The organism is Agrococcus sp. Ld7 (assembly GCF_045064095.1).
Taxonomy (GTDB): Bacteria; Actinomycetota; Actinomycetes; order Actinomycetales; family Microbacteriaceae; genus Agrococcus.
The window spans coordinates 81,324-102,338 of the sequence record NZ_JBISGY010000002.1 but is presented as its reverse complement, the minus strand read 5'-3'; the positions used below and the strand labels follow the sequence as shown (position 1 = coordinate 102,338).

Genomic DNA, 21,015 nt, shown 5'->3' with positions numbered 1-21,015 from the left:
CATTCAGCGAGGATCCCGCGGCACCCGCGCGGCCTACGATGGGGCCGTGGGGCGAGCGATGACGCTGCGGACGCAGCTGGTGCTGCTGCAGAGCGCCATCATGCTCGTGGTCATCGTCGGCTCGGGCGTCGCCGCGGCCTGGTTGCAGGAGCGCTCGCTGCGCGACGCCTACCTGGAGCGCATGATCGGGGTCGCGTACTCGGTCGCGCAGCTGCCGTCGGTGATCGACGCGTTCGACGATCCCGACCCGGCCGCCGTCATCCAGCCGATCGCAGAGACCGTCCGCACCGCATCCGATGTCACCTACATCGTCGTGACCGACGTGCAGGGCATCCGGTTCTCGCACCCGAACCCCGACCGCATCGGCGAGCCTGCGTCGACGGAGCCCGACGCCGCCATCACGGGTGAGCTGTACACCGGCACGCAGACGGGCACGCTCGGCGAGTCCTGGCGCGCGAAGGTGCCGGTGTTCGGCGCCGACGGTGCCGTCGTCGGACAGGTGTCGGTGGGTGTGCTCGAGTCGGAGCTGCAGCGCGACTGGCTCGACAACATCTGGATCCTGGGCCTCTGCCTGGCGATCGCGGCGGTCGTCGGCGTGCTGCTGTCGAGCTGGGCGGCATCCCATGTGCGGCGGCGCATCTACGGGCTCGAGCCCGAGGAGATCAAGTCGATGCTCGAGACCCGCAATGCGACGCTGCACGGCATCGGGGAGGGGCTCGTCGTGGCCGATGCTCGAGGGCTCATCACGCTCTGCAACGATGCGGCGCTGCGGCTGCTCGGGCGGGAGGGCGAGGAGCTCGCGGGCGTGGCCGTCGGCGAGGTGCTCGACGCGCAGCTCGATGCACTGCTCGCCGACGCGGGCGAGCAGCAGCTCGTGCTCGCGGGCGAGCGGGTGCTCGTGGTGCGCGCGGATCCGGTGGTGGTGGACGGCCGTGACATCGGCACCGTGCTCATCCTGCGCGACCGCACCGAGATCGCCACGGCGCTGCGCGAGCTCGCCGGCGCACAGGGCATGACCGAGACGCTCCGGGCACAGCAGCACGAGTTCGCGAACACGCTGCACACGCTCGGCGGGCTGCTCGAGCTCGGCGAGACCGAGGCGGCGGTCGGCGTGATCCAGCGGGCAGGGGCGGGCGGCGCACTCGACCCGCTGGAGCCCGACCCGGGCATCCTCGAGCCGGAGGTCACCGCGCTGCTGATGGCCAAGCGTGCGAGGGCACGCGAGCAGGGTGTCGATCTGGCGGTGCGCGCGGATGCGGCACTGCGGCAAGCGCCATCGGCAGCCGTCGCGGGGGACTGGCTGACGGTGCTCGGCAACCTGGTCGACAACGCCGTCGACGCGTCGCCGGGCGGCCGGGTGGAAGTGGCCATCGATGATGCGGCGACCGACGCGGGTCGGGTCGTCACGATCGCCGTCGACGACGACGGCGGCGGCGTGCCGCAGTCGCTGCACGACTCGATCTTCGACGCCGCCTTCTCGACGAAGCAGCGTCCGGCTGGTGCGGCCCGCGGCTATGGGCTCACGCTCGTGCGACGTGTCGCGGAGCGCCTCGGCGGCACCGCGACCGTCGGCGCGTCGCGGCTCGGTGGGGCGCGCTTCGTCGCCACCCTGCCCGTGGCAGCGGGCGGCGACGACACCGGACGGGCGCGCTGATGCGGCCGCTGCGGGTGCTGATCGTCGAGGACGACAAGGCGGTCGCGGTCGTCACGCGCGGCTTCGTCGAGCGCCACGGCGCGTTCGCCGTGGTCGGCGAGGCCGGCACCGGCCGGACGGCGCTGGAGGCGATAGAGGTCGTGCGCCCGGACCTCGTGCTGCTCGACATCCACCTGCCCGACGCCTCCGGCATCGAGGTGCTGCGGGTGGCGCGCGCCCGCGGGTTCGCCGGCGAGGTCATCGCGGTCACGGCCGCGCGCGACCTCGACACCGTGCGCGCGGCTCGCTCGTTCGGCGTGCGCCACTACCTCGTGAAGCCCTTCGGGCTCGAGGCGATGCGCGATCGGCTGGAGGCGGTCAGGGCCGAGCTCGCGCAGGCTGCGAGCATGTCGACGCAGCCGCTCGACCAGCGCGCGGTCGACGCGATGCTGCAGCCGGCCGACCGGCAGAAGCACGCGCTCGCGGGCTCGCAGCTGACCCTCGATCGGGTCGCAGGGCTGCTCGCGGAGACCACGGGGACCGTGAGCGCGGCGGAGGTCGGCGAGCGCCTCGGGATGTCGCGCGTCAGCGCCAGGCGATACCTGGAGCGCCTGGTGGCGGAGGGTCGAGCCGAGGTCGCGCCCCGCTACGGCGGCACCGGCCGACCGGAGCTGCGGTACAGCGTGCGCTGAGGCGGTGGCGACGCCGCTACTGCATGGGCGTGTTGAACAGCGACCCGATCCACCACGTCGCCGCGAGCGCGATGATGCCGCCGATCAGCACCCGCAGCATGCCCCGACGCTTGCCGGAGCCGCCGATGCGCGCCGAGACACCGCCGGTGAGCAGCAGCGCGACGATCGTGGCGACGATGATCGGCCACGGCATCCAGGCGGCCGGGGAGAACAGCGCCGCGAGCAGCGGCACGAGCGCCCCCAGGGTGAAGGAGAAGCCCGACGCCGCAGCAGCCGCCCACGGATTGTTGAGATCGTCGGGATCGAGCCGGTACTCGACGTCGAGGTGCGCGCGCAGCGCATCGGCCTCGGTGAGCTCGACGGCCGCGCGATGGGCGGTGTCGGGGCGCAGGCCGCGCTCCTCGTACATGTGGGCGAGCTGCTCGATCTGGCCAGTGGGGTCTGCCTGCAGCAGCGCCAACTCGCGATCGATCGCCGCGCGCTCGCTGTCGCGCTGCGACGAGACAGAGACGTACTCGCCCACGCCCATCGAGAACGCGCCGGCCACCAGCGCGGCGACGCCTGCGGTGAGGATACCGCCGAAGGAGGTGCCGGCTCCTGCGACGCCGACCATGAGCGCGGAGGTCGACACGATGCCGTCGTTCGCACCGAGCACGCCGGCGCGCAGCCAGTTGAGCCTCGAGGTCATCGATTCGACCGGCGGTGGCAGGTCGGGTCGACGCTGCAGAGCGGGATCCATGGTTCCTCCTGTGCCACCATCGTCCAAGGTCGATGCGAGGCCCGCAAGCAAGGCGAGGCTCGTGCGAAAGCCGCAAGAAAGCCGAATCTTCGGGCTTCGGCGTGCCGAAAGCGCACGGGACGCCCAGGGCGACGGGACTAGGCTGGCAGCGGCGAATCCCCCACCAAACACGGATTGGATGACGCGTGGATCTCTACGAGTACCAGGCAAGAGACCTGTTCGAGCAGCACGGGGTTCCTGTGCTGCGCGGCATCACGGCCGACACCCCCGAGCAGGCCGAGGCAGCAGCCACGGAGCTCGGCGGCAGTGTCGTCGTCGTGAAGGCACAGGTCAAGACCGGCGGGCGAGGCAAGGCAGGCGGCGTGAAGCTGGCCAAGAGCCCCGCAGAGGCGAAGGACGCAGCGGAAGCGATCCTCGGCCTCGACATCAAGGGCCACACGGTGCAGCGCGTGATGGTCGCGGAGGGCGCAGCCATCAAGGAGGAGTACTACTTCTCCGTGCTGCTCGACCGTGCGAACCGCTCCTACCTCGCCATGTGCTCGTTCGAGGGCGGCATGGAGATCGAGCAGCTGGCCGAGGAGCGCCCCGAGGCGCTCGCGAAGATCGAGGTCGACCCCACCGTCGGCATCGACGCCGCGAAGGCCGAGGAGATCGTGCGCGCCGGCAAGTTCCCGGAGGAGCTCGTCGCGAAGGTCGCCCCCGTGATCGTCAAGCTCTACGACGTCTTCGTGAAGGAGGACGCCACGCTCGTCGAGGTGAACCCGCTCGTGCTCACCGAGGGCGGCGACGTCATCGCGCTCGACGGCAAGATCTCGCTCGACGAGAACGCGGAGTTCCGGCAGCCCGGCCACGCAGCGCTCGAGGACGCAGCAGCTGCCGACCCGCTCGAGGCCAAGGCCAAGGAGTCCGATCTCAACTACGTGAAGCTCGACGGCCAGGTCGGCATCATCGGCAACGGCGCGGGGCTCGTCATGTCGACGCTCGATGTGGTCGCCTACGCGGGCGAGCAGCACGGCGGTGTGAAGCCGGCCAACTTCCTCGACATCGGCGGCGGCGCATCCGCCGAGGTCATGGCAGCCGGGCTCGACGTGATCCTGAACGACACCGACGTGAAGAGCGTGTTCGTCAACGTCTTCGGCGGCATCACCGCCTGCGACGCCGTCGCGACCGGCATCGTGCAGGCACTGGAGATCCTCGGCGACGAGGCATCGAAGCCGCTGGTCGTCCGACTCGATGGCAACAACGTCGAGGAGGGTCGCAGGATCCTCGCCGACGCCGGGCACCCGTTGGTGACGGTCGTCGACACGATGGACGAGGCAGCCGACAAGGCCGCCGAGCTGGCTGCGGCGTAAGGGAGCAAGAGATGTCGATCTACCTCAACAAGGACAACCTGGTCATCGTCCAGGGCATCACCGGCGGCGAGGGCTCGAAGCACACCGCTCGCATGCTCGCGGCCGGCACCCGGATCGTCGGCGGCGTGAACGCCCGCAAGGCTGGCACCACGGTCTCGCATGTCGCGCAGGACGGCTCCGCCATCGAGCTGCCCGTCTTCGGCTCGGTCGAAGAGGCGATGGCCGCCACCGGCGCCGACACGTCGATCGTCTTCGTGCCGCCGGCATTCGCGAAGGATGCCGTGATCGAGGCCGTCGATGCGGGCATCGGCCTGCTCGTGGTCATCACCGAGGGCATCCCCGTGCAGGACTCCGCGGAGTTCTGGGCGCACGCCAAGGCCAAGGGCACCACGCGCATCATCGGCCCGAACTGCCCGGGCATCATCACGCCGGAGGAGTCGCTCGTGGGCATCACGCCCGCCAACATCACCGGCAAGGGCCCGATCGGCCTGGTCTCGAAGTCGGGCACCCTGACCTACCAGATGATGTTCGAGCTGCGGGATCTGGGCTTCTCGACCGCCATCGGCATCGGCGGCGACCCGGTCATCGGCACGACGCACATCGATGCGCTCGAGGCGTTCGAGGCTGACCCCGACACGAAGGCGATCGTGATGATCGGCGAGATCGGCGGCGACGCCGAGGAGCGCGCGGCCGACTTCATCAAGGCGAACGTGACGAAGCCGGTCGTCGGCTACGTCGCGGGCTTCACGGCACCGGAGGGCAAGACCATGGGCCACGCGGGCGCCATCGTCTCGGGCTCCTCCGGCACGGCGGAGGCGAAGCAGGAGGCCCTCGAGGCTGCCGGCGTGAAGGTCGGCAAGACGCCGACCGAGACCGCTCGCCTCATGCGGGAGATCATCGAGTCGCTCTGACGACGGATGTGCGAGGGCCCCGGCTTCGGTCGGGGCCCTTTCGCCTTCCCTGCCGCCGCACAAGCGCGGGGTCTAGTGTTGCCGCACCTAGCGCGAGCACGGAGGACCACATGAGCGACGCAGACGACCGCCAGCACGGCGACGACGACGGCACGAAGAAGGCCGATGGACTCGGCAGTGACGGCACGATCCCGAACGAGCCGGATGGTCTCGGTGCGACGACGGGCGAGCCGTCGACGTTCGAGCCCGAGGAGGACGAGGCGACCGAGCAGGACTCCGCCGAGCACTGACGGGCTCACCACTTCCGCACTGCCGACCAACGGGGCACAGTGGTGCCATGACTGACCTGTGCGCCACCTGCGGCGTCGAGAGCGCCGATCCGCTGCCGCCCGTCTGCCCGATCTGCGACGACGAGCGGCAGTGGGTGCCGGAGGCCGGGCAGCGCTGGACCTCCACAGAGCAGCAGCAGCGCGACGGCATCCGGGTCGACCTGGAGGAGCAGGAGCCGGGGCTCTGGGCGCTCACCAGCGAGCCATCGGTCGGCATCGGCCAGCGCGCGCTGCTCGTGCAGACCGCGGATGGCAACCTGCTGTGGGATCCGATCGGCACCATCACCCCAGCGGCGGTCGCGCGCGTGCAGGAGCTCGGTGGGATCCAGGTGGTCGCGGCCTCCCACCCGCACATGTTCGGCGTGCAGTGCGCGTGGGCAGAGGCGCTGGACGCGCGCGTGCTCGTGAACCAGCGCGACGCCGCCTGGATCCAGCGGCCGCACGCGCGCATCGAGCTGTGGGACGACGAGCTGGAGGTGCTCCCCGGTGCGCGCCTCATCCGCTTCGGCGGCCATTTCCCCGGCTCGGCGATGGTGCTCTGGGCGCAGGGCAGCGATGGGGAGGGCTCGCTGCTCGCGGGCGACACCGTCCAGCCGAAGCCCGATCGGCGGAGCCTGGGATTCATGCGCTCGTTCCCCAACAACATCCCGATGTCGCCCGGGGTCGTGCGGCGCATCGCCGACCAGCTGGCGCCGCTGCGGTTTCGCCGCATCTACGGCAACATCGCGGGCCAGCTGATCGAGGATGGCCCGGCGGCGGTCGAGCGCTCTAGCGCCCGGCACATCGCGTGGTGCTTGGGAGAGCACGACGATCGCACGTGACGGCGGCCTGCCGGTCGGGGAGCCGGAGGATCCGGGATGCTGCAGGCACACGCCTGGACTATCCAGCTGTGTGCGCGCATGCTCCCGGATCTGCCGCTGTCCACAGCCGCTGCGTCGGCGCGCGCGCCCGCGCAGGCAGCCGTGCCAGGGTGCGCCGCATGATCGACACCCTTGCAACCCGGGCCGGGATCCTCACCAGGGCCCAGCTGGTCTCCATCGGCTGGACCAGACCGCAGCTCGAGCAGGCCGTCGCGACCGGCGGGCTCGTGCGCGTGCGACCGGGTTGGTTCGCGGGCAAGCCGGTGGACCCGGAAGTGCTCGCTGCCGTCGAGGCCTTCGGATGCAGCTCGTGCTTCTCGGCGCTGCGGCTCCACGGCGTCTGGGTGCCGGAAGGGACGGGTGCGCACGTGCGCCTGCCGCGACATCGGCAGCGGCGAAGGCGCCAGGGGGAGCCCAAACGCTGCAGGCCCTTCGGGATGCAGCCGCCGGTGGCCAGCGCGATCGACAGCCTCGAGGTCGCGTTCCGCTGCGTGCTGCGATGCGGCAGCCGCGAGGAGGTCGTCGTGGTGATCGACTCGATCCTGCAGCGGCAGCTCGCAAGCCGGAGCGCGCTGGAGCACTGGATGGAGGACGCGCCCGCCGCGACGCGCGCGCTGCTCGAGCTCGCCGATGGGAGATCCGAGTCGGGAACCGAGTCGATGGTGCGGTTCCGGTGCTGGAGGCGACGTCTGGCGACGCGCATCCAGGTGCGCGTCATGGAGGGCGTCCGCGTCGACGTGCTGATCGGCGATCGACTGATCATCGAGTGCGACAGTCGTGAGCACCACACGGGGGCAGACGCCTACGAGAGCGACCGTCGCCGCGACCGCCGGCTCATCGCGCGAGGCTTCATCGTGATGCGGCTGACGTACCGGCAGATCCACGACGAGTGGCCCGAGATCGAGCGCGAGATCCTCACGATCGTTCGCCGCGGCGACCACCGCTGGGCCCGGCAGCGGAAGATGCGGGACTGACGGCACATACGGCTGGATAGTCCAGCCGTGTGTGCCGAGGCTCCCGAAGCTGGCGGGCCGGGCGCGCGACCGACGAGGGCCCGGCCGCGCATGCAGCCGGGCCCAACGGGTCGGAATCAGCGCAGCGGGGCGAGGATCGCGTTCAGCGAGGCGCTCGGGCGCATGGCCGCATCGGCCAGGTCGTCGTTCACGCGGTAGTAGCCGCCCACGTCGACTGGGCTGCCCTGCACGGCGAGCAGCTCCTGCTCGATCGTCGCGGTCTGTGCCGCGAGCTGCTCGGCGACGGGTGCGAAGGTCTCCGCGAGCGCGGCGTCGGTGGTCTGTGCCGCGAGCTCCTCTGCCCAGTAGCGGGCCAGCCAGAAGTGGCTGCCGCGGTTGTCGATCTCGCCGACCTTGCGAGAGGGGGACTTGTTCTCGTTGAGGAACGAGCCCGTGGCGGCATCCAGCGTCTCCGCCAGCACACCGGCGCGCGCGTTGCCGGTGGTCTCCGACAGGTGGCGGAACGACTCGGCCAGCGCCATGAACTCGCCGAGCGAATCCCAGCGCAGGTGGTTCTCCTCGACGAGCTGCTGCACGTGCTTGGGTGCGGAGCCACCGGCGCCGGTCTCGAACAGCCCGCCGCCGTTGAGCAGCGGCACCACCGACAGCATCTTCGCGCTCGTGCCCAGCTCGAGGATGGGGAAGAGGTCGGTGTTGTAGTCGCGCAGCACGTTGCCGGTGACCGAGATGGTGTCCTCACCGCGCCGGATGCGCTCGATCGAGAGCTTGGTCGCCTCGACGGGGCTGAGGATCCGGATGTCAAGACCCTCGGTGTCGTGCTGGGGCAGCTCCTGCTCGACCTTCTTGATGAGCTCGGCGTCGTGCGCGCGGGCCTCGTCGAGCCAGAAGACCGCGGGGGTCTCGGAGGCGCGGGCGCGCGTCACGGCGAGCTTCACCCAGTCGCGCACCGGCACATCCTTGGTCTGGCAGGCGCGCCAGATGTCGCCGGGCTCGACGTCGTGCGCCATGAGCACGTCGCCGGCCGCGTTCACGACCTCGACGCGTCCTGCTCGCTCGATGCGGAACGTCTTGTCGTGCGAGCCGTACTCCTCGGCCTTCTGCGCCATGAGGCCCACGTTCGGCACCGAGCCCATCGTGGTCGGGTCGAAGGCGCCGTTGGCCTGGCAGTCCTCGATCACCGCCTGGTAGACACCGGCGTAGGAGGAGTCGGGGATCACGGCGAGCGTGTCCGCCTCCTCGCCATCCGGGCCCCACATGTGGCCGGATTGGCGGATCATCGCGGGCATCGACGCGTCGACGATCACGTCGCTCGGCACGTGCAGGTTCGTGATGCCGCGATCGGAGTTGACCATGGCGAGACGCGGGCCGTCGGCGATGCCCTCCTCGATCGCCTTGCGCACGCCTGCGGCGGTGGACTCGTCGAGCTCCGACAGGCCCGCGAGGATCGACGCGAGACCGTTCTCCGGGGACAGGCCCGCCTGCTCCAACTGCGAGCCGTAGCGCTCGAAGACCGCGGGGAGGAATGCGCGCACGACGTGGCCGAAGATGATGGGATCAGAGACCTTCATCATCGTCGCCTTCAGGTGCGCGGAGAAGAGCACGTGCTCATCGCGGGCGCGCTGGACCTGCTTGGCGAGGAAGGCGTCCAGGGCCTTCGCGCTCATGAACGTCGCGTCGACGATCTCGCCCTCGAGCACCGGCAGGGCATCCTTCAGCACGGTGGTCTCGCCATCGGCTCCCACCAGGCGGATCTGCAGGGTGTCGTCTGCGGGCATCGTCCCGGACTGCTCGTTCGCGAAGAAGTCGCCGCCGCTCATGGTGGCGACGGCCGACTTCGAGTCGTCGGCCCACGCACCCATCGAGTGCGGGTGCCTGCGCGCGAACTCCTTCACGGAGCGCGGCGCGCGGCGGTCGGAGTTGCCCTCGCGGAGCACCGGGTTGACGGCCGAGCCCTTGATCGAGTCGTAGCGGGCGCGGATCTCCCGCTCCTCGTCGTTCGTGACCTCATCGGGGTAGTCCGGAAGCGCGAAGCCCTGCTGCTGCAGCTCGGCCACGGCGGCCTTCAGCTGGGGCACCGATGCCGAGATGTTCGGCAGCTTGATGATGTTCGCCTCGGGGGTCTTCGCCAGTTCGCCCAGCTCTGCCAGCGCATCCGACTCCTGCTGCTCAGCGGGCAGCCGGTCGGCGAAGGTGGCGATGATGCGGCCCGCGAGCGAGATGTCGCGGCGCTCGACCTCCACGTCGGCCGCGGCGGCGAACGCGCTCACGATCGGCAGGAAGGAGTGCGTCGCGAGCATCGGCGCCTCGTCGGTGTACGTGTAGATGATCTTGGCCATGCGGCTCGTACCTCTCGAAGGATGTGGGGGACGGCGGCCACGAACCGAGCGCGGGCCGCGCCGTGCCCATCCAACCTACCGTCTCGGCAGTGCAGCCGCGCGGCGAGGCGGCGGGGCTGCCGGGGCATGCGTCGATACAGTGCCTGCCGTGCGTCGCGTATGGGCCGGCATCGGCCAGGCAGTCGAGTCCGCCGCCATCGCGGCGGTGGGCATCGTGCTGTGCGCGCTCGTAATGCTCGCGGTGTGGGGCATCGATCAGGGCTTCGGGGGTGACCCGTTGCTGCAGTGGCGCACGGCGGCCGACGCGTGGCTGATCGGCCACGGCGTCGACCTCGGCATCACCCCGGGCCGCACCGCCGTGCTCGAGGTCGGGCTTGAAGAGGTCGCGCAACCATGGGTGCTCTCGGCCGGCGCCTGGGGTATCGGCGCCATCACGTTCTGGCTGCACTGGCGCAGCGGCCGGCGTCTCGCGTCGCTGCCGCTCATCGACACCGCCGTCGCCCTCGTGCTCGGCACCGTCGCCACCGCCGTCGTCGGTCTGCTCGTCGGCTCGAGCGCGCAGCATGCGACTGTGGCGCCGAATCTCGCCCACGCGGCGATCTTCCCCGCGCTGGTCGCGCTGGCGGGCATGGCCGCAGCCGTGTTCACGACGCACCGGCACGGCTGGCTCATCGCCGTCGCTCGCGCGCTGACGGTCGAGGAGCGCTGGCTGCGCTCCATCCGCGCGGCGGCGCGGGCCGGCTTCGGCAGCTGCATCGGGGTGCTGGGCGTGGGTGCGCTGCTCGTCGGGGTCGGTCTGTTCGTGCGCTTCACCGACGCGCTGCTGCTGCTCGAGGCGCTCGGCGTGACCGCCGTGGGCATGGTCGCGATGTTCCTGCTGCAGCTCGCGCTCGCGCCGACGGCGATCGTGTGGGCGGCCAGCTGGGCCGTCGGCCCCGGATTCACCATCGGGCGCGGTTCGAGCGTCTCGCCGCTCGACACCGCGCTTGGACCGCTGCCGGCGATGCCGCTGCTCTCGGCCATCGATCCCGACCCGCAGCCCTGGATGGCCGCTGCAGTCGTGCTGCCGGTGCTCGCCGCGCTCCTGGTGGGGGTGCTCGCGCGGCAGAGCATCCTCTCGGGCGCCGACCGGCCGGTGCACTGGTGGGAGGTCGCGATCGCGGCGATCGGCGGCGGTGTGCTTGCCGGTGCGCTGCTGGGTGCGGCATGCATGCTCTCGACCGGAGCCATCGGGCCCGGCAGGCTCGCTGTCACCGGTCCGGATGCGGTGCTCGTCGCTGCTTGGGCGGCACTCGAGGTCGCCGTGGGCCTGTGCATCGGCATGCTGGCCGGCGGCAGGGGAACGGGTGCGCTCGCCGGGGGATTCTCGCTGCCGCTCGCATCCGACGGCACCGGCATCCGCGAGTTCCTGGGCTTCGGCCGCAGCCGCGCACCCGGGCTGGATGCCGAGGATGCAGAGGCGAAGGAGATCGAGGACCGTTCGGCTGCAGACGCGACGCTCACCGAGCCGGTGGCGCCGGTCGTCGCTCGCGGCGTCGACGGCACGACGCTCGACGGCACGACGCTCGACGACGCGACGCCGGACGACGCGACGTCCGCCGAGCAGCTCGACCGCTCCGATGCGGACGCAGATGCGGAGCACGACCGTCGGTAGGATGGTCGGCGTGCTGCGCCTCGTCGTCCTCGTCTCCGGCAGCGGCACCAACTTCGCGGATCTGCTGCAGCGCACCCGCGCGGGCCGCGTGCCGGCCGAGATCATCGCCGTGGGCGCGGACCGCGAATGCGGCGGGCTGGAGACGGCCGCCGCGGCAGGCATCGCCACCTTCGTCGAGCCCTTCGTGGCGCCGCGCGACGCGTGGTCCAACCGCATCGCGGACCGGGTGGCCGCCTACGAGCCCGACGTCGTCGTGCTCTCCGGCTTCATGCGTCTGCTCTCGCCCGGCGCGGTCGCTCGCTTCGAGCCGGCGATCCTCAACACGCACCCGGCCCACCTGCCGGAGTTCCCGGGCGCGCACGGCGTGCGCGATGCGCTCGCGGCCGGTGTGCGCGAGAGCGGTGCGAGCGTCATCATCGTCGACAGCGGCGTCGACACCGGGCCGATCCTCGCGCAGGAGCGAGTGCCGGTGCTGCCCGACGACACGCAGGATTCGCTCCACGACCGCATCAAGCTCGTGGAGCGCGAGCTGCTCGCGAGCGTCCTCACCGACATCGCCGACGGCAGCCTCGACCTCGCCGACCTGGGGCTCGAGCAGCGGCTCGATCCGCCAGGCCAGACCGAACCGACAGCGAAGGAAGCCCCGTGAGCGGACCCCAGCACGACCCGAGCCTCTACCGCCAGCGTGACGCTGTGCCCTTCCGACGGGCGCTGCTGTCGGTGAGTGACAAGAGCGGCATCGTCGAGCTCGGCTCGGCGCTCGCCGCTGCCGGCATCGAGCTCGTCTCGACCGGCTCGACGGCGAAGCTGCTGCTCGGCGCCGGCCTGCCGGTCACGGAGGTCGCGGCCGTCACGGGGTTCCAGGAGGCGCTGGATGGGCGGGTGAAGACGCTGCACCCGGCGATCCACGCGGGGCTGCTCGCCGACCTGCGGCTCGAGCACCACGAGGCGCAGCTCGCTTCGCTCGGCATCGCGCCCTTCGAGCTCGTGGTCGTGAACCTGTACCCGTTCGTGGAGACGGTGCGCTCCGGTGCGGCCGACGCGGATGTGATCGAGCAGATCGACATCGGCGGGCCCGCCATGGTGCGCGCGGCCGCCAAGAACCACGCGAACGTCGCGATCGTCACCGACCCGCGCGTCTACCCGCTGATCGAGCGTGCGGCATCCACGGGACTCACCCTGCTGCAGCGCCGCGCGCTCGCGCGGGATGCGTTCGCCCATACGGCCGCCTACGACCGTGCCGTCGCGCGCTGGTTCGCGGGCGAGCCGGTCGACGAGGAGTCGGCCGCCGGGGCGACGCCTCCAGCAGCTGCGGCAGCCGCGGCACCGGCTGCGGCGGCGCCGGTCGCCGAGCAGTCGGCGCGCCCCGAGCAGCCCGCGCTCGTCGAGCCAGGCGATCGCGCGCCGGAGCCTGCGCCCGCGCGCTCGGGCGCGTCGGGCGCGGCCGCGCGCGCCGATGCATCCGACACGCTGCCCGACACCGGCAGCGCCACCGGCCTGCTGCGCGCTGTCGGCGCCGCGACGCTCGTGCAGGGCCTGCGCTACGGCGAGAACAGCCACCAGCAGGCAGGCCTGTTCGGGCTGCCGGGGGGCCGGGGCATCACGCAGGCCGAGCTGCTGCACGGCAAGGCGATGTCGTTCAACAACTACGTCGACGCCGATGCCGCGCTGCGCGCCGCCTACGACTTCACCGAGCCTGCCGTCGCGATCATCAAGCACGCGAACCCGTGCGGCATCGCCATCGCGGCGCCGCGCGCGACAGATCCGATCGCCTCGGCGCACGAGCGGGCCCACGCCTGCGACCCGGTGTCGGCCTTCGGCGGCGTGATCGCCGCGAACCGCACCGTCACACGAGCGATGGCCGAGACGGTGAAGGACATCTTCACCGAGGTCGTCGTCGCGCCCGGCTTCGAGCCCGAGGCGCTCGAGCTGCTGTCGGCGAAGAAGAGCATCCGCCTGCTCCGCCTGCCAGAGGGCTATGCGCGAGAGGGCAGCGAGCTGCGGCAGGTCTCCGGCGGCGTGCTCGTGCAGCAGCCCGACACCTTCGACGGCTTCTCCTCCCACACCTGGCGGCGGGTGAGCGGCACGCACGTCTCGGATGCGGTGCTGGCCGATCTCGAGTTCGCGTGGCGGGCCGTGCGGTCGGTGAAGTCGAACGGCATCCTGCTCGCCGCCGGGCTCGCCTCGGTGGGCGTCGGCATGGGGCAGGTCAACCGGGTCGACTCCTGCCACCTCGCCGTCTCGCGCGCGGGTGAGCGCGCCGCGGGTTCGGTCGCGGCATCCGACGCCTTCTTCCCGTTCGCCGACGGGCTGCAGGTGCTGCTGGACGCGGGCGTCGCGGCGGTCGTGCAGCCGGGTGGATCGGTGCGCGACGAGGAGGTCATCGCGGCAGCCAACGCCGCCGGCATCACGATGTACTTCACGGGCGAGCGTCACTTCGCACACTGACCGCCCCGCGCGCCGCTGGCCCGAGCCGGCCGCCGGTAGAGTCGCCGCGTGAGCGCTGGCACCGTCGAGGACGTGCGACGCGCGCGGCGCATCCTGTGCTTCGGCGCGGCCGGCTCCGGCAAGTCGACGATGGCGGTGCAGCTGGGGGAGCGGCTCGGGCTGCCCGTCGTCCTGGTCGACGACCTGTGCTGGGAGCCAGGCTGGGTGCAGCCACCGCGCGACGAGCTCGACCGCCGCGTCCTGCCGGTGCTCGATCGGGAGGCCTACGTCATCGACTCGGTCTACCGCTTCCACAACGCGGCCGCGCTCGAGCGGGTGGATGCGATCGTCGGCCTCGACTACCCGCGCGCCACCTCGCTCGCGCGGCTCGTCCGCCGCACGGCCCGCCGCATCCGCACCCGACCGGCTGCTGGCGCAGCTGGCGTCCTGACGTCCGCGCACCGAGGTCGGGGCACCGCAATGGGGGACAACGAAAAAATGATTGGGAGATCTCGATCACAGGGGTGGACGCGGCAACTCCCGTCTGCTTAGACTGAAAGGCTGCACGCGCCACACCGGAGCGGCCGACCAAGGAGGATGCCATGAGCACGACGACGACCGCCCCGATCGCTGCCGTCGGCCTCATCGTCCGCGTCGGACGCGCCGGGGCCTAGCGGCCGCACGGTCCGCCGCGAGCACTGCTCGCCTGCCGATGTCGGCGGCACAGCCGAACATCGACGAAGCACCGCCAATCGCGACCCACCGGTCGCACCGCTCCATCCGCTGACGCACGACGTCAGCGGCCTTGAAGGACCCCTATGTCTTCGACATCCACCTCGGATGCAACCCCCGCCGCGCAGGTCAAGCCGATCGGTCACCTGCGCGCGCTCGCGCGACTGCTGCCGTACATCCGCCCGGTGCTGCCGCGGCTGCTGCTTGGCACGTTCGCGGCGCTCCTGTCGGCGCTGCTGAGCCTTGCGACGCCGATGGTGATGCGCGTCCTCGTCGACGGCCCGCTCGCCTCCGGCGATGCCGCCGCCGTCTGGCCGGTGGCGCTGCTGATCCTGGCGCTCGCGCTGGGCGAGGCGTTCTTCATCTTCATGCGCCGCTACCTCGTGACCCTGCCGTCGACGCAGGTCGAGGCAACCATGCGCAGCGCGCTCTACCGCAAGCTGCAGGCGCTGCCGGTGGCCTTCCACGATCGCTGGCAGTCGGGGCAGCTGCTCAGTCGCGCAGTGCAGGATCTCGGGCAGATCCGTCGCTTCGCGGCCTTCGGCGCGCCGCTGCTGGTCGTGAACTCGATCACGCTCGTGGTCGGCGTCGTCGTGCTGTTCGTCTGGAGCCCCGTGCTCGCGAGCATCTTCGTGGTGCTGTCGCTGCCGATCGCGGTGGTGGCGCTGCGCTTCGAGCAGCGCTACCACCTGGTCTCGCGCTCGGCGCAGGATCAGGCCGGCGACCTCGCGACCACCGTGGAGCAGTCGATCCACGGCATTCGCGTGCTGAAGGCATTCGGTCGCGACCGGCACGCGCTCGAGGGCTTCACCGCGCAGGCGTCGAGGCTGCGCGAGACCGAGATCGACAAGGCCCGCATGGACGGCTACCTGTGGATGTGGCTCACGATCGTGCCCTACATCTCGTACGCCGTGTGCCTGTTCGTGGGCGTCGGCCTCGCGGCGAGCGGGCAGCTCTCGGTCGGCACGCTCGCCGCGTTCTTCGCGATCGCGATCGTGCTCAACTGGCCGATCGAGTCGATCGGCTTCCTCTTCGCGTTCCTCATCGACGCATCGAACGGCTCGCGCCGCTTCCACGAGATCACCGACTCCGAGAACACGATTGTCGACCCCGCGAACCCGCGCACGATCGCTAACCCCAAGGGGTCGCTAGTGTTCGAGGACGTGCACTTCCGGTACCAGGACGCGCAGGAGCACGAGCGCGACCTGGTCGATGGCGCAACGCTCGAGCTGCTGCCGGGCGAGACGATGGCGCTCATCGGCATCACCGGCTCGGGGAAGACGACGCTCACGGCGCTCCCCACCCGGCTCTACGACGTCACCGGCGGCCGCGTGCTGCTCGACGGCGTCGACGTGCGCGACCTCACGCTCACTGAGCTGCGCACGCACGTGGCGATGGCGTTCGAGGATGCGACGCTGTTCTCGGCGTCGGTGCGCGACAACGTGCTCATGGGTGCCCCGGAGTCATCGGAGGCCGTGCTCGACCGCGCCCTCGCGATCGCCCAGGCCGCCTTCGCCCGCGACCTGCCGAAGGGGCTCGACACCGAGATCGGCGAGGAGGGCCTGTCGCTCTCCGGTGGGCAGCGGCAGCGGCTCGCGCTCGCCCGCGCGGTCGCCGCGGCACCCGCCGTGCTGGTGCTCGACGATCCGCTCTCGGCGCTGGACGTCGAGACGGAGGCGCTCGTCGAGGAGGCGCTGCGCAGCGTGCTCAACACCACCACCGCGCTCATCGTCGCCCACCGCCCGAGCACGGTGCAGCTCGCCGACCGCGTGGCGCTGATGCGCGACGGTAAGATCGACGATGTCGGCACGCACGCCGAGCTGCTGGCGCGCAGCGACCACTACCGCTTCGTGATCTCGAGCCTCGAGGAGACCGAGCGCGACCGCCAGAGCATCGAGGCGGTGACGGGCACCATGCAGGTCATCGACGTCGATGCGCAGTCACCCGAGGAGGTGTCCCGATGAGCGTGCAGGGCGTGCAGGGCGAAGACCGCTCCGACTACACCAAGGCGGAGTCGAAGCTGATCCGCGCGCGCTCGCGGCGGCTGCTCGCCTCGCTGCTGCGGCCGCACATGCGCCGGGTGGTGCTGACGATGCTCCTCGTGGTCGTCTCCGTCGCGGCGGGCATCGCGGGCCCCATGATCATCGCGTTCGGCATCGACCACGGCCTGTCGGCGATCGTCGACGACGCCGACTGGATGCCGCTGTGGGGCGCGACGATCATCTACATCATTGCCGCGATCGTCTCCGGTGTGCTGATGTTCCTCTACACGGTCTCCGTCGCGCGCATCAGCCAGACGGTGCTGTTCGATCTGCGTCGACGCCTCTTCTCGCACTCGCAGCGGCTCAGCCTGGAGTTCCACGAGTCCTACACCTCCGGTCGCATCATCGCGCGGCAGACGAGCGACCTCGAGGCGATCCGCGACCTGCTCGACCAGGGGCTGAACGAGCTGGTGCGCGGCGTGCTCTTCATGGGGTTCACGGCGGTCGCCATGGTGATCCTCGACCCGCTGTCGGGCCTGATCGTCGCCATCGCGCTCATCCCCGCGATCGTGCTGACCCGCTGGTTCCAGGTGCGCTCGACGAAGTTGTTCCGCGAGACGCGCACGACCAGCGCGCGCATGATCGTGCAGTTCGTCGAGACCATGACGGGCATCCGCGCCGTGAAGGCGTTCCGCACCGAGCAGAAGAACCAGCGCGACTTCGATGCGCTCGTCAACGACTACCGCGACGCGAACTTCCGCACCATCAACATCTTCGGCATCTACGAGCCCGGCATCATGGCCATCGGCGCGATCACGCTCGCGACCCTCATCCTGGTGGGCGGCCTGCGGGTCGTCGACGGCACGCTCGAGATCGGCGCGCTGCTGGGCATCGCGCTGTATGCACGCAACTTCTTCCAGCCCATCCAGGGCATCGGCATGTTCTTCAACGGCTACCAGGCCTCCTCGGCAGCGCTCGAGAAGATCTCCGGCGTGCTGGAGGAGGAGCCGTCCGTGCATGAGCCGGTCGAGCCCAAGGCCCTGCCGAGCTCGCGCGGTCAGATCGACTTCGAGCGCGTCGAGTTCGCCTACGAGAGCACCGAGGACGGCTCCGGCAAGATCGTGCTGCCCGACTTCGAGCTGCACATCCCCTCCGGCCAGACGATCGCCCTCGTGGGCACCACGGGAGCGGGCAAGTCGACGCTCGCGAAGCTCATCTCACGCTTCTACGACCCCACGCGGGGATCGGTGCAGCTCGACGGCGTCGACCTGCGCGACCTCGCGAACGATGACCTCCGTCGCGCGGTCGTGATGGTGACGCAGGAGGCCTACCTCTTCTCCGGCACCGTCGCCGACAACATCGCCCTCGGCCGGCCGGATGCGAGCGCCGAGGACATCGAGCAGGCGGCGCGCGCGGTCGGCGCGCACGAGTTCATCATGGCGCTGCCGGACGGCTACGACACGGATGTCGCCAAGCGCGGCGGACGCGTGAGCGCGGGCCAGCGCCAGCTGCTGTCGTTCGCCCGGGCGTTCCTCGCCGACCCGCGCGTGCTGATCCTGGACGAGGCGACCGCCTCGCTCGACATCCCCTCGGAGCGGCTCGTGCAGACGGGCCTCACGACGCTGCTGGCCGACCGCACGGCGATCATCATCGCTCACCGGCTCTCGACCGTCGCGATCGCCGACCGGGTGCTGGTGATGGAGCACGGCCGCATCATCGAGGACGGCAGCCCCGAGGAGCTGATCGCGCAGGGCGGCAAGTTCGCGTCGCTGCATCGCGCGTGGCGCGAGTCGCTCGTCTAGTCCCGCAACCGCAGTTCGAGGAGGCGGCGGCCCGGAGGGCCGCGGCCGTCACGAGGCCGGTGGGCGCGTGCTGCAGCGTGGTCTCGTGACGCGGGCGGCTGCGCCGCGCGCTCCTCGACCAGCGGAGCCACGTAGGTCGAGGCCGTCGCGCAGCCCCGTAGGTCGAGGAGGCGGCGGCCCGCAGGGCCGCGGCCGTCACGAGACCGGTGGGCGCGTGCCGCAGTCCCGTGCCGCAGCGGCGCGCAGGCGGCCGGGGTCGGTGCGGCTGCGGCTGCGGCTGCGGCCAGCGAGGCTCAGATCGTCTTGCGCCCGATGGCCTCGCCGTACTCGTTCTCGCCCGTGACCTCGAAGCCGACGGCCTTGAAGAAGCGGCCCGGTCCGAGGTCGCCCCGCTCCCAGACCGCGAAGATGCTGTCGAAGCCCTTGCGCTTGGCCTCCGCGGCGACCTCGTCGACCATGAAGGAGCCGACACCGCGGCGCTGGGCATCGCCCGCGACATACATCTTGAGGATGCTCGAGCGATACTCCTCGCGGTCGACCTCCGGGTCGAAGTTGGCCATCACGAAGGCCACCGGCTCATCTCCGTCGAAGATCACGCGCTGCCACGCGCTCTGCGTGTTGACGAACTCCTCCAGGCGGGTGTTGGCCGCGAGGAAGGCCTCCTGGCCCCGCTTCAGCGTCAGCCCGTTGGCCGCGACGATGTTCGCGGCAGACAGCTCTTCGAGGCGCAGGTTCTCCATGCGCACACCGTACCAGCGCATCCGGCACCGCAGAATGACGGCCGAACCGTCGTGGGGTCAGCCGATGGTGGTGATGCGGATGCGCGCCGAGAGCTCCGCGGCGTCGACGATCGAGCCCGCCTGCGGCGACAGCACCGCGGCGCTCGACCATGCGGCCGCGCGCGCGAGCTGGGCTTCGATCGTGGCTCCATCGGCGATCGCCTGTGCGATCGCCGCGACGGCCGCGTCGCCCGCGCCGGTGGGGTTGCCCTCGAGGACGCGGTCGAGGCGGGCGTGCCAGGCGCGGCCGTCCGGCAGCACCGCGAGCATCCCCTCGATGTCGAGCGACGCGAAGACGGTGCCGCTGCCCTCGGCGGCGAGCCTGCGCGCGGCGTCGAGCGGGTCGGTGCCGCCCATCGCGTCGAGCAGCTCGTGCCGGTTCGGCTTCACGGCGGTCGCACCCGCGGCCACCGCCTGCCGCAGCTGCTCACCTCCGACGTCGATGACGACGGGCTTGCCGGCCTCGACCGCGAGGCCGACGATGCTCGCGCAGAAGCCCGAAGGCGTCTTGGGCGGGAGGGAGCCGGAGGAGACCACTACGCGTGCGGTCGGCAGCGCACCCCGCACGATCTCGAGCAGCCGGTCCCAGTCGTCGGATGAGATGGCGGCGCCGCGCTCGTTCAGGTTGGTGGTGCCCGCAGGCGTGACGATCGCGGTGGTGCGACGGGTCGGTGACTCGACCTCGATGAGGCGGTGGGCGATGCCGGAGCGGTCGAGGTCGTGCACGAAGAGCACGCGCACCGGGCCGCCGATGGGGGCGATCACGATCGCGGGCTCGTGGTGCTGGTGCAGCACGCGCGCGACGTTGACGCCCTTGCCGCCGGCGCGCGAGAGGCCGGTCTCGACGCGGTGGCTGGTGCCGATCCGCAGCTCGTCCATCGTGTAGGTGATGTCGATGGCCGGGTTCGTGGTGACGCAGAGGAAGGGGGCGGCCGGGGTCGTCGCGTCAGCGGTCGATGCGACGCTCTGGTCATCGGCGGTGGGCGCCATCAGGCCTCCTGACGGTGGGATCCCGCGAGGGACGGTTGGTTCGATCTTCGCATGAGCGAGGGTGCTCCGACACGCCGCACCCACTTGCCGCGTTCGAACACATGTTCGAGAATGGGGGGATGGGGATGGCGTCCACGAGGCTCGAGCGCCGTGCGGGAGAGGATCGCACGGCGACGGTGGAGGCGCTGCGCGCTCGGCTGCGCGGCATGCAGCAGTCGTCGGCTCGGCAGGTGGTGCCGACGGTCGACGAGTCGGTGCCGGAGGGGCTCGACGAGGTCGTCCGCCGGCTGCGCCCCGGAGCTGCGCACAGCATCGAGTCCCGCGGGCTCGCGCTCGCGTGCATGGGTGCGGCCATGCCGCCCGGAGCGTGGGGAGCGATCGTCGGGATGCCCGATCTCGGCATCGAGGCCGCCCGTGACCTGGGCGTGCCCATCGATCGGGTCGCGCTCGTGCCGCATCCCGGCCGCTCGTGGCTCGACGTGGTGGCGAGCCTCGCGGAGGCCATGCCGGTGGTGCTCGCAGCCTCGCCCGGCCGGGTGACGCCCACGGATGCTGCGCGGCTCGCCGCGCGGCTGCGGCAGGCGTCGTCGACCCTGCTCGTCGCGGGCCCGTGGCCGAACGCCGCGACCGTCGTGCGCAGCCTGCGCGCCGAGTGGCAGGGGCTCGCCGACGGTGACGGCAGGATCGCCACGGGCGGTCTGGTCGTCGAGGTCGCCACCGGCGGAGCCCCGAGCCGAGCGCGCATCCCGATCGCCGGCGACGGCGCAACGTCCGCCGGGCGCGATCCTGGTCGCGAGCTGCTGCAGCAGCCGGCGGCCTGAGC

General features: G+C 71.3%; 18 protein-coding genes. 14 read left to right on the top strand and 4 right to left on the bottom strand.

What is annotated here, in order from left to right; translation table 11 throughout:
* Positions 1–46 precede the first annotated feature (46 nt).
* Together ACJJVL_RS00665 and ACJJVL_RS00660 are read left to right on the top strand one after the other, a co-directional pair.
* Positions 47–1,654 (top strand): ATP-binding protein, encoded by a 1,608-nt coding sequence (locus ACJJVL_RS00665; protein WP_405216083.1) that lies wholly within the window; start codon positions 47–49, stop codon positions 1,652–1,654.
* Entirely contained in the window at positions 1,654–2,325 is a 672-nt protein-coding gene (locus ACJJVL_RS00660; RefSeq protein WP_405216082.1) for a response regulator, read from the top strand. Before ACJJVL_RS00665 ends, ACJJVL_RS00660 begins: the two co-directional genes overlap by 1 nt.
* Before the next feature lie 16 nt (positions 2,326–2,341).
* Here the strand turns inward: ACJJVL_RS00660 and ACJJVL_RS00655 are convergent, their stop codons facing one another.
* The gene (locus tag ACJJVL_RS00655) at positions 2,342–3,064 is read right to left on the bottom strand and encodes a VIT family protein (protein WP_405216081.1); all 723 of its coding nucleotides are present in this window, start codon (positions 3,062–3,064) and stop codon (positions 2,342–2,344) included.
* Between the two features lie 185 nt (positions 3,065–3,249).
* On the opposite strand from ACJJVL_RS00655, the gene sucC reads away from it, so the two are divergent.
* From sucC to ACJJVL_RS00630, 5 genes are all read left to right on the top strand, one after another.
* Positions 3,250–4,416 carry an ADP-forming succinate--CoA ligase subunit beta gene (sucC, locus tag ACJJVL_RS00650; RefSeq protein ID WP_405216080.1) on the top strand — a complete coding sequence of 389 codons (1,167 nt, stop codon included), beginning with the start codon at positions 3,250–3,252 and terminating at the stop codon, positions 4,414–4,416.
* Positions 4,417–4,427: 11 nt separating this feature from the next.
* The gene (gene sucD, locus ACJJVL_RS00645; protein ID WP_405216079.1) at positions 4,428–5,327 is read left to right on the top strand and encodes a succinate--CoA ligase subunit alpha; all 900 of its coding nucleotides are present in this window, start codon (positions 4,428–4,430) and stop codon (positions 5,325–5,327) included.
* 110 nt (positions 5,328–5,437) lie between these two features.
* Positions 5,438–5,617, top strand: coding sequence for a hypothetical protein (locus tag ACJJVL_RS00640; protein WP_405216078.1), 180 nt, complete (start codon positions 5,438–5,440; stop codon positions 5,615–5,617).
* 47 nt (positions 5,618–5,664) lie between these two features.
* Positions 5,665–6,477, top strand: a complete 813-nt coding sequence (locus ACJJVL_RS00635; protein WP_405216077.1) for a hydrolase — start codon at positions 5,665–5,667, stop codon at positions 6,475–6,477.
* A 158-nt stretch (positions 6,478–6,635) separates the two neighbouring features.
* Positions 6,636–7,490, top strand: coding sequence for a DUF559 domain-containing protein (locus tag ACJJVL_RS00630; protein WP_405216076.1), 855 nt, complete (start codon positions 6,636–6,638; stop codon positions 7,488–7,490).
* Positions 7,491–7,606: 116 nt separating this feature from the next.
* Here the strand turns inward: ACJJVL_RS00630 and ACJJVL_RS00625 are convergent, their stop codons facing one another.
* Positions 7,607–9,826 (bottom strand): NADP-dependent isocitrate dehydrogenase, encoded by a 2,220-nt coding sequence (locus ACJJVL_RS00625; protein WP_405216075.1) that lies wholly within the window; start codon positions 9,824–9,826, stop codon positions 7,607–7,609.
* Between the two features lie 148 nt (positions 9,827–9,974).
* Between ACJJVL_RS00625 and ACJJVL_RS00620 the strand changes: the two genes are divergently transcribed.
* From ACJJVL_RS00620 to ACJJVL_RS00595, 6 genes are all read left to right on the top strand, one after another.
* Entirely contained in the window at positions 9,975–11,480 is a 1,506-nt protein-coding gene (locus tag ACJJVL_RS00620) for a DUF6350 family protein (protein WP_405216074.1), read from the top strand.
* Positions 11,481–11,490: 10 nt separating this feature from the next.
* The gene (purN, locus tag ACJJVL_RS00615) at positions 11,491–12,129 is read left to right on the top strand and encodes a phosphoribosylglycinamide formyltransferase (protein WP_405216073.1); all 639 of its coding nucleotides are present in this window, start codon (positions 11,491–11,493) and stop codon (positions 12,127–12,129) included.
* Positions 12,126–13,928: a bifunctional phosphoribosylaminoimidazolecarboxamide formyltransferase/inosine monophosphate cyclohydrolase gene (locus tag ACJJVL_RS00610; protein WP_405216072.1), complete on the top strand. Its 1,803-nt coding sequence runs from the start codon at positions 12,126–12,128 to the stop codon at positions 13,926–13,928. Before purN ends, ACJJVL_RS00610 begins: the two co-directional genes overlap by 4 nt.
* Positions 13,929–13,976: 48 nt before the next feature.
* Positions 13,977–14,459: a hypothetical protein gene (locus tag ACJJVL_RS00605; protein WP_405216071.1), complete on the top strand. Its 483-nt coding sequence runs from the start codon at positions 13,977–13,979 to the stop codon at positions 14,457–14,459.
* A 266-nt stretch (positions 14,460–14,725) separates the two neighbouring features.
* Positions 14,726–16,603: an ABC transporter ATP-binding protein gene (locus ACJJVL_RS00600; RefSeq protein WP_405216070.1), complete on the top strand. Its 1,878-nt coding sequence runs from the start codon at positions 14,726–14,728 to the stop codon at positions 16,601–16,603.
* Positions 16,600–18,423 (top strand): ABC transporter ATP-binding protein, encoded by a 1,824-nt coding sequence (locus ACJJVL_RS00595; protein ID WP_405216069.1) that lies wholly within the window; start codon positions 16,600–16,602, stop codon positions 18,421–18,423. The genes ACJJVL_RS00600 and ACJJVL_RS00595 overlap by 4 nt, the downstream gene beginning before the upstream one ends.
* A gap of 293 nt (positions 18,424–18,716) precedes the next feature.
* On the opposite strand, the gene ACJJVL_RS00590 is transcribed toward ACJJVL_RS00595, so the two are convergent.
* Positions 18,717–19,163, bottom strand: coding sequence for a GNAT family N-acetyltransferase (locus ACJJVL_RS00590; protein ID WP_405216068.1), 447 nt, complete (start codon positions 19,161–19,163; stop codon positions 18,717–18,719).
* A 57-nt stretch (positions 19,164–19,220) separates the two neighbouring features.
* Positions 19,221–20,192, bottom strand: coding sequence for a 1-phosphofructokinase family hexose kinase (locus tag ACJJVL_RS00585; RefSeq protein WP_405216067.1), 972 nt, complete (start codon positions 20,190–20,192; stop codon positions 19,221–19,223).
* Between the two features lie 119 nt (positions 20,193–20,311).
* Here ACJJVL_RS00585 and ACJJVL_RS00580 point away from each other — a divergent pair, with 119 nt between their 5' ends.
* Positions 20,312–21,013, top strand: a complete 702-nt coding sequence (locus ACJJVL_RS00580; protein WP_405216066.1) for a hypothetical protein — start codon at positions 20,312–20,314, stop codon at positions 21,011–21,013.
* The last annotated feature ends 2 nt before the right edge of the window (positions 21,014–21,015 follow it).

Coding starts and splice junctions, on each gene's coding strand:
- sucD (WP_405216079.1), top strand. CDS start 4,428: ATGTCGATCTACCTCAACAAGGACAACCTGGTCATCGTCCAGGGCATC.
- ACJJVL_RS00660 (WP_405216082.1), top strand. CDS start 1,654: ATGCGGCCGCTGCGGGTGCTGATCGTCGAGGACGACAAGGCGGTCGCG.
- ACJJVL_RS00655 (WP_405216081.1), bottom strand. CDS start 3,064: ATGGATCCCGCTCTGCAGCGTCGACCCGACCTGCCACCGCCGGTCGAA.
- ACJJVL_RS00630 (WP_405216076.1), top strand. CDS start 6,636: ATGATCGACACCCTTGCAACCCGGGCCGGGATCCTCACCAGGGCCCAG.
- ACJJVL_RS00595 (WP_405216069.1), top strand. CDS start 16,600: ATGAGCGTGCAGGGCGTGCAGGGCGAAGACCGCTCCGACTACACCAAG.
- ACJJVL_RS00585 (WP_405216067.1), bottom strand. CDS start 20,192: ATGGCGCCCACCGCCGATGACCAGAGCGTCGCATCGACCGCTGACGCG.
- ACJJVL_RS00625 (WP_405216075.1), bottom strand. CDS start 9,826: ATGGCCAAGATCATCTACACGTACACCGACGAGGCGCCGATGCTCGCG.
- ACJJVL_RS00635 (WP_405216077.1), top strand. CDS start 5,665: ATGACTGACCTGTGCGCCACCTGCGGCGTCGAGAGCGCCGATCCGCTG.
- ACJJVL_RS00640 (WP_405216078.1), top strand. CDS start 5,438: ATGAGCGACGCAGACGACCGCCAGCACGGCGACGACGACGGCACGAAG.
- ACJJVL_RS00600 (WP_405216070.1), top strand. CDS start 14,726: ATGTCTTCGACATCCACCTCGGATGCAACCCCCGCCGCGCAGGTCAAG.
- ACJJVL_RS00580 (WP_405216066.1), top strand. CDS start 20,312: ATGGGGATGGCGTCCACGAGGCTCGAGCGCCGTGCGGGAGAGGATCGC.
- ACJJVL_RS00590 (WP_405216068.1), bottom strand. CDS start 19,163: ATGGAGAACCTGCGCCTCGAAGAGCTGTCTGCCGCGAACATCGTCGCG.